3 protein-coding genes are annotated in these 8,313 nt (G+C 71.2%); all 3 read left to right on the forward strand.

The window, feature by feature from the left end:
• Positions 1 to 713 (forward strand): hypothetical protein (locus tag GX543_RS04600; protein ID WP_290850116.1); only part of this gene is annotated, 713 nt, incomplete at its 5' end.
• 426 nt (positions 714 to 1,139) lie between these two features.
• Positions 1,140 to 6,428 (forward strand): non-ribosomal peptide synthetase, encoded by a 5,289-nt coding sequence (locus GX543_RS04605; RefSeq protein WP_290850117.1) that lies wholly within the window; start codon positions 1,140 to 1,142, stop codon positions 6,426 to 6,428.
• Positions 6,425 to 8,313, forward strand: a 1,889-nt coding sequence (locus GX543_RS04610; protein WP_290850119.1) for a condensation domain-containing protein, incomplete at its 3' end; no start/stop codon positions are given. The genes GX543_RS04605 and GX543_RS04610, both read left to right, overlap by 4 nt.

An 8,313-nucleotide genomic window follows, 5' to 3' on the forward strand; every position in this document is an offset into this window, starting at 1 on the left:
CCGCACCCGGTGGGGCGTCCGGATCTTCGGTGAGCTGGCCGACCGTGATGATGGCGGCCGGTATCTCGGCGATCATCTCGGCGATCGTTCTGGCGATCGGCATGGTGGGGCTGATGCTCAGTGATGTCGGTGGTCGGACCACGGCGCAGGAGCCGCCGGCGACAGTCGTCAATCTCGGTGCGCAGCAGGGGCAGGTGCCGCCTGCGGCGCCCGCGGCGGCGACCGACGCCCCGGCCTCGGAGACGCCGACCTCGGACGTGCCGATGGCAGACGGGCCCCTTCCTGACGTTCCGAACCCGGTTGCACCCACCCAGCAGCAGTCCCCGCAGCAGTCGCAGGCGCAAACGCAGCGGGCCGGCTCGCCGACCCGGCCGACCGCAGCCCAGCTGCAGAATGACCTCGACTACCTGGCTTCGGGGGCGTCGTCGTCGCAGAAGGCGCAGCGACTCGAAGGTGGGTCGCGGGCGGTCGGACAGGCGCAGGGCATTCTGTCGCTGGCCAAGCGGTTCAAGCCGATGGGTCTGACCTACCAGATCGTCGATCCGGTCGCGGTCAACGGGAACACGGCCACCGCGCGGATGAAGCTGTCGTCGCCCGGGTATCAGCCGACCTACATGAAGCTGAGCTGGGTGTGGCAGGACGGTCGGTGGAAGATGACCAATCGCTCGGTCTGCGACCTCGGCGCATACGCGAACATTCCCTGCAACTTGTGAGTGGTCGCCGAGGGTCTCGATACGCCCTCGGCTAGCGCCTCGGCCTACTCGACCAGCGTGGGGGCGGTGTCGGGGTCCGGCGGCCTCGATACGCCCTCGGCTAGCGCCTCGGCCTACTCGACCAGCGTGGGAGGGTGTCGGGTGCCGGAGGTCTCGATACGCCCTCGGCTAGCGCCTCGGTCTACTCGACCAGCGTGGAAGTGGTTGGTACCCACGCGGGTTGGCGTGGGGGCGGTTGTGCCCACCTCGACCGGCGTGGGGGCGGTAGGTGCCCACCTCGAGCGTCGTGGGGACGCTGGTGCCACGTTGGTCGAGTGCCGGCGAACGTAGTGAGTCGGTGTATCGAGACCGCCGACCGTGTCGAGTGTGAGGGCGACCTACAGGGCCGCCGTTCTGAATAAGGTTAGCCTACGCTAAGGTTTCTGCATGACGACTGATGTTGCCGCACGCCGACGAGAACTCCTGCGCAAGCGACTCGAAGCAGGCGGACTGGCACATCGGGAGATTGCTTCCGCGGCGCCGACCAGGGGCGACCGAGAGTGCACCCCGCTGCCGATCGCGGCTCAGCGGCTCTGGTTCGCCGGGCAGCGGAATCCCGACGATGCGTCGCTGAACGTCTCGGTGGCCTTCGATCTCCGCGGCGCGCTGGACGCCGACCGCCTGCGAGCGGCGTTCTCGGCGGTCGTCGCCAACCATGAGACGCTGCGGGCGCGGTACCGGGCCGACGACGCCGGGAAGCCCGTCATGGAGCATCGGGTCGGGGGTGACGTCGCCTGGGAGACAACGGATCTGCGTGATCTCTCGGAGTCGGCGGCGCAGCGGCGCGTTCAGGTGCTCGCCGCGCGTGAGGCGCGCACCCCCTTCCTCCTGGAATCCGAAGCACCACTGCGGGTCTCGCTCCTCGCCCTGGGCGGCGACGACGGCGTCGACCATCACGTCCTCCTGCTGACCGTGCATCACGTGGCCTGGGACGACGACTCCTGGCAGGTGCTGTTCCACGAACTCGCCGCGGCGTATCGAGGCGACGCATTGCCTGCCGCGAACCGCCAGTACGCCGACATCCCCGATCCGACCGCCGCGCAGGTCGACGCCGACCTCGCGTACTGGTCGCAGGTGCTCACCCCGGCGCCGGAGCCGCTCGACCTCCCCGCAGCGGGTGCCCGAGGCGGCAGCGGCCGGGCACACCGTCCGCTCGACGCGGAGATCGAACGTACAGCAGCCGAACTCGCGCGCACCCGCGGGACTACCGTCTTCGCCGTACTGGTCGCAGCCACCCAGGCTTTCCTGCATCGCGTCTACGGCGCCGACGACGTCGTGCTCGCCGTGCCGACCACCGTCCGACCCGCGGGCGCCGAGAACCTCATCGGCTACTTCGGCAACAGCGTCCTGCTGCGCGGCGCGGTGAACGCGACAGTTTCGCTGACGTCGCTGATCGACGCCTCACGCGAATCGCTGGCCGCCGGGCTCGGTGCGGGGCGCGCGCCGATCGACCAGGTGGTCGCGGCCGTCGCCGACGACCGCCGCGAGGGTCTGGCCGGCCTCGTCTCGGCCAGCCTCAGCCTGCGCCGCGACCTCGCCGGACTGGAACTCGACGGCATCACCGCCGAGCACCTGGACCACCTGCACGCTCCCAACGCGCAGCTTCCGCTGGAGTTCGCGGTGGTCTCCGGAACCCGCCCGATCCTGGAACTGCAGTACGCCGCACACCGATTCGATGCGGCAGAGGCCGAAACGCTGCTCGCCGCGTATGCGACCTTCCTCGCCGACGCCCTCACCCACCCCGACCGGCCGATCCGCGACGACCGACTGCTCGACGCCGCGGCCCGCGCCGCTGCGGTCGCCGCCGCAGCCGGTCCCGCGGTGCCCGATCGTCCGGACACCCTGGTGGGGATGTTCGCTGCTGCGGTCGCCACGCGGCCCGACCACCCGGCCGTGGTCTCCGACCACCGCTCGCTCACCTATGCCGAACTCGATGCCGCGTCCACCGGCCTGGCCCGGCAGATCGCGTCGGAGGCCGGTGCGACACTCGGACAGTCGGACGCCGTGGTAGCACTGCGGATGTCGGCCGGCGAGGACTTCGTCGTCGCAGCCCTCGCCGTGATGAAGGCCGGTGCCGCCTACCTGCCGGTGGATCCGGAGTACCCCGCCGACCGCGCGGCCTTCCTGCTCGACGACGCCCGTCCGGTGCTGGTGCTCGACGCCGACGCCGTCGCACGGCTTCGCGACGCACCGGAGGCGGCGACCGCGGAGCTCACCGGGCCGACGCCGTCGTCGCTGGCGTACATCATCTACACCTCCGGTTCCACCGGGACACCGAAGGGCGTCGCCGTCGACCACCGCGCGATCGCCGAGCACCTGCGCGGGTTCGGAGCGGCGAGCGTGGTGGGCCCCGACGACCGCCTGGTCCAGACCTCCTCGGTGAGCTTCGACGCCTCGATGTTCGAGATCTTCGCGACGCTGACCGTCGGCGCGACCCTCGTGGTCCCCAAGCGCGGCGCACTGACCGACATCAAGTACCTCGCCGACCTGCTGGTTCGCGAGCAGGTGACGGTGATGCACATGGTGCCGAGCATGCTGTCGACCCTGCTGCTGATCCCCGAGGTGAAGCAGTGGACCACCCTGCGCACCGTGCCCGTCGGTGGCGAAGCGCTGCCCGGCGAGGTGGCCGACGCCTTCACCACTGCCTTCACCGCCGACCTCAGCAACAACTACGGACCCACCGAAGCCGTCGTCGCAGCCACCCACCACCGAGTCGACGGGCCGCGCGGCGGAGCGGTGGTCCCGATCGGCACGCCGAATCCCGGCGTCACGGCGCACCTGCTCGACGCCGGACTGCAGCCGGTGCCCGACGGCGTGGTCGGCGAGCTCTACCTCGGTGGGCGACAATTGGCGCGCGGCTACCTGCGCCGCAGCGCGCTGACCGCCGCCCGCTTCGTCGCCGATCCGTTCACGCCCGGGCAGCGGCTCTACCGCACCGGCGACCTCGCGCGGCGCGGCGCCGACGGCGAACTCCGCTTCGTCGGCCGGTCCGACGACCAGATCAAGGTCCGCGGCTTCCGCATCGAACCCGGCGAGATCGAATCGGTCCTCACCGGTCACACGACCGTGCAGCGGGCGCTGGTGATCGTCAGCGACGACCGCCTGCTCGGCTACGTGATCCCGGAGAACGGAAGCGTCGTCGATCCCGAGGCGATTCGCACGCGCGCTGCGGAACTGCTTCCCGCGCACATGGTTCCGGATGCCGTCGTGGTGATCGACGAGGTGCCGCTGACCGTGCACGGCAAGCTCGACCGCACCGCCCTCCCGGTTCCGCTACCCGAGGTCGCCGAGTTCGTCGCGCCCAGCACACCCACCGAGATCCGGGTGGCCGCGGTGTTCGCCGAGCTCTTCGCCGATCGCACCATAGGCGCCGAGGACTCCTTCTTCGACCTCGGCGGGCATTCGCTCCTGGCCGCGCGTCTGGTCACCGCGCTGACCGCGGAGTTCGGCCTCGACGTCGACGTCCGGGCGCCCTTCGACGCCCCGACCGTCGCCGGGCTGGCGGCGCTGCTGGTGGGCAAGGCGCGCGACGAGTTGGGCATCGACCTCGACGGCACCGCAGACACCGGCGGTGACTGGGCAGACGAGGATTGGGCCGACGGGGATTGGGCGAGCACCGACTTCGGCGGTGTGGCACTGGGCGACGCATTGACTCCGGCCGCACCACCGGCGACCGTGAAGCCCGCACGACCGCCCCTCGAGCCCGGCATGGCTCCCGCACGACCGCCGCTCTCGTTCTCACAGCTCGCCATGTGGTTCAACCACCGGTTCAGCGGCGCGAGCGCCGGCGACAACATCACCGTGAAGCTCGGCGTCGACGGCCCCGTCGACCACGCTGCGCTGCAGGCCGCGATCGGCGACGTCGTGGCCAGACATCCGTCGCTGCGGACGTCGTTCCAGGAGGTCGACGGACTGCCTGTCCAGGTGATCGCCGATCATGTCGACATGCAGCTGCCGGTGATCACGACCGATTCCGTGGACGACGCCGTCGCCGCCGCGAGCGCGGCCATCCTCCCGCTCACCGACCCGTCGCTGCTGCGCGCACATCTGGTGCGCGGCGTCGACGCGACCATCCTGGCGCTGGTGATCCACCACATGGTGGTCGATCACGGCAGCATCGCGCTGATCGTCGACGACCTCGCCGCCGCCTACCGCGCCCGCGTCGGCGGAACGGAACTGCCCGCCCGCATCGACGGCGTCGAGTACGCCGACGTCGCCGTCTGGCAGCATCGGATCTTCGGCCTCGACACCGATCCGGACAGCGACGCCGCACGCTTCGGCCGCGACCAGATCGACTTCTGGCGGCAGCGGCTCGACGGTCTGCCCGACGAGATCCTGGTGGCCGCCGACCGCCCTCGCCCCGAGGGCCTCGGGCAGCGCGGGCACGTGATCGACGTCGAGCTCGCCGCCGACCGCTACGCCGAGCTCAAGACCGTGTTCGCCGCCAACGGAGTGACCGACTTCATGGCGCTCACCGGCATCTGGGCGGCCACCCTGCAGAGCCTCGGCGGTGGCGACGACATCGCCGTCGGCACCCCCGCCGCCGGCCGCGCGGTTCCGGGTACCGCGAACCTCGTCGGCCTGCTCGCCAACATGGTGGTGCTGCGCACCGATCTGAGCGGTCGACCCACGCTCGCCGAGACGCTCCATCGTTCCCGCGACGCCGTTCTCGACGCCTTCTCGCATCAGGACGTGCCGATCGAACGGCTGGTGGAGGCCCTCAATCCGCGCCGCACCCGCGCGCGGAACCCGCTGTTCCAGAGCATGATCCACTTCCGCGACGCCGCGGGCGAGGCTCCGGTGGAACTCGCCGACGGCACCAGCGTTCGGGTGCTTCCGATGGAGGTCGACACCTCGTACCTCGACCTGAACCTCATCGTCGTGACCCGCGACGACGGCAGCCTGCATGCCCGACTGGTGGCCGGCGCCGACCTGTACGACGCCGACACCGCGCGCGGCATCGCCGACCGGTTCGTCGAGCTGCTGGGCGAGCTCGCTCGGCATCCGCAGCGCCGTCGCGACGAACTCGCGGTGGCGCCCCTGCCCGACATGCTCGACGCGTCCGCGCACGGCGACGATCCGACGGTGCTCGCCGAGCTGATCGCCGCCGGCTCGCCCCGACGCATCCAGGCCGCACCGTCGACCCTGGCCGGGCTCCCGCACGCCGGCCTCACGCACTGCGCGTCGGTCGCGACCTGGATCGTCGACGGTCCGGGAGCGGCCGATGCGCTGGCCGAGACCCTCCGCGCCCTCTCGCCGGGATCGCTGGTGATCGACAACTATGCCGCCGCACCCGCGGCCGCGCCGGTCGCCGAGGTGTTCACCGCGGGCGGCGGAGCCGAGACACCCACCGAGCGCGCCCTGGTGGCGATGCTGCAGGAACTGCTCGGGGTGGAGGGGATCGGACGCGACGACAACTTCTTCGCCGTCGGCGGCGACAGCATCATCTCCATCCAGTGGTCGGCGCGCGCCGCGGCGTCGGGCATCGCGTTGGACCCCCAGCAGATCTTCGACCACTACTCGATCGCCGAACTCGCCGAAGCCGTCGACGCAGCCCGCGACGAGGTGCCCGACCAGCCCGAGGTCCCGGTCGCCGAAACGGCGCCGATGTCGGCGTCGGGACTGTCCGCCGACATGCTCTCGGCACTCGGATCCGCATGGGAGGCCAACCAGTGACCACCGAGACGACCCCCGCGGGGCAGCAAGCGGCGCCCGCTATTGAGGACGTCCTCGCGCTGTCGCCGCTGCAGGCGGGACTCTTCTCGCTGTCGGAGATGGCGGGCGACGGCCTCGACGTCTACAGCATGCAGTTCGTCGTCGAGATCAGCGGCCCGCTCGACGCCGGCCTCCTGCAGCGAAGCGTCGGTGCGGTGCTGCAGCGACATCCGAATCTTCGTGTCTCGCTGTGGGATCAGGGTGTTCCGCACCCGGTGCAGGTGGTGCCGTCGGCCGTCACCGTGCCGTGGCGACAGGTGGCCGTGGCACTCGAGGAGTTCGACGACCTCGCGCTAGCCGAGCGGACCCGCCGCTTCGACCTCCGCCGCGGTCCCGCCCTGCGCGTGGTCCTCGCGGAACTGCCCGACGGCCGCTACCGGATGCTGCTGACCGCACACCACATCCTGATGGACGGCTGGGCCGTCGCCCTGTTCTTCCGCGACCTGCTCGGCGTCTACAGCGCGGGCGGCACCGCCGACGGGCTGCCGCCGGTGAGGCTCTACCGCAACTACATCGCGTGGCTCGCGCAGCAGGACCACGACGCCGCACTCGCGGAGTGGGCCCGCTACCTCGACGGTGTCGCACCGCTGCTGATCGGGACGCCGGGCACACCGATCGTCGAGCCTGTCCGGACCCGTCGCACCGTCGACGCCGCCGAGACCGACCGCATTCTCGGCTGGGCCCGCCGCAACGGCCTCACCCCTGCCGCCGTGGTTCAGTACGCCTGGTCGGTGGTGCTCGGCCGCCTGGCCGACACCGACGACGTGGTCTTCGGGACCACCGTCTCCGGCCGCCCGCAGAGCCTCCCCGGGGCGGGCGAGATGGTCGGACTCTTCATCAACACCGTTCCGGTCCGCGCCGACCTGCGCGCCGAAAGCACCGTGCTGCAGGGCATCACGGCCCTGCAGCGGTCGTCGGCCCAGATGCGCGAACGGGGCTTCCTCGGGCTCGCCGACGTGGCCCGCGCCGCCGGATCGCCCAATCTGTTCGACACCCTGTTCGTCTACGAGAACGCGCCGATCGGTTCGGCCACCGAGCCCGTCACCGCCGCCGACGGCACCCGCTTCCTGCCGCTGGCGATGGAGTCGCTGGCGCACTACCCGCTCACCGTGGTCGCCTACGAAACCGCGGGCGAGCTCGTCGTGATGACGGAGGCCGTGGTCGAAGCGCTGGGCGCGATCGATCCCGCGCACGTCGTCGACCGGGTGATCAGTGTGCTCGGCCAACTGCCCGACGCCGCCGAACTGGCCGTCGACACGCTCGACGTGCTCCTCGATCACGAGAAGGCGTGGGCGGCCGAACCCGCGGGCGGTCGGGCGCTGCCCTCCGGGACCACCGCCATCGGCTTGTTCGTCGACCAGGTGCAGGCCACGCCCGACGCTGTGGCGCTGGTGGCCGACGACGGCACGTGGACCTACCGCGAGCTTCATCAGTGGGCGCTGAGCCGGGCCGCCGATCTGCGCGACGCCGGTGTCCGCCGCGGCTCGGTGATCGGTCTGGCGCCGCGTCGCTCGGGCCGGTCGGTGGCCGGAACCCTGGGCGCGATGCTGGCCGGCGCCGCCTACGTTCCCATCGACGTCGCCATGCCCGCTGCGCGCGTCGAGAACCTCCTGGCGCAGTCGAACGCGCACGTCGTGCTCGCCGATGCCGAGGACCCCGAGCTGTTCGGCGATCGCGTCGTGCTGACCGATTGGACGGTGCGCGAACAGGTCTCGCCGATCCCGACGGCAGTGGAGCCTGCCGACGCCGCGTACCTGATCTTCACCTCCGGTTCCACCGGCGAGCCCAAGGGAGTCGTCGGAACGCAGGGGGCGCTCGCCAGTTACGCGCGGGATCATCGCGATCG

Source organism: Gordonia sp. (in: high G+C Gram-positive bacteria) (assembly GCF_012515855.1).
In the GTDB taxonomy this organism is placed as follows: domain Bacteria; phylum Actinomycetota; class Actinomycetes; order Mycobacteriales; family Mycobacteriaceae; genus Gordonia.

What these genes read in the sequence shown, in the direction of transcription:
- GX543_RS04605 (WP_290850117.1), top strand. Translation starts at nt 1,140, where the DNA reads ATGACGACTGATGTTGCCGCACGCCGACGAGAACTCCTGCGCAAGCGA.